Source organism: Aliivibrio finisterrensis, assembly GCF_008933155.1.
GTDB lineage: Bacteria > Pseudomonadota > Gammaproteobacteria > Enterobacterales > Vibrionaceae > Aliivibrio > Aliivibrio finisterrensis.
The window spans coordinates 1-275 of the sequence record NZ_WBVP01000125.1; the positions used below are offsets into that span (position 1 = coordinate 1).

A 275-nucleotide genomic window follows, 5' to 3' on the forward strand; every position below is an offset into this window, starting at 1 on the left:
AGCGGTGTTTCAACGGCTCTAGACACCAATACATTGCTGCTAGCATCAAGGTAGCTAATGGTCACACGCAATACAAAGCCCACATCATTACTGGTTGGGGTGTAAGCGAGGTCATTGGAGAGTGACATTAGAGTGCCATCCGCTTCGACCCGTGACCATTGGTGAGTACGAGAGTCATAACTGGTCGGCGTCGCTGACGATATAAGCTGTGAATCAATCTGATAAGAGACACCTTCCATAGGGTCATTCAGCGTATTGTACGCAATATCGTAATC

At 47.6% G+C, this 275-nt stretch carries 1 protein-coding gene; it reads right to left on the reverse strand.

The genetic code is table 11. The features are described from left to right. On the reverse strand, window positions 1–275 hold a 275-nt coding region (locus F8B77_RS17830; protein WP_167512889.1), incomplete at both ends, for a hypothetical protein.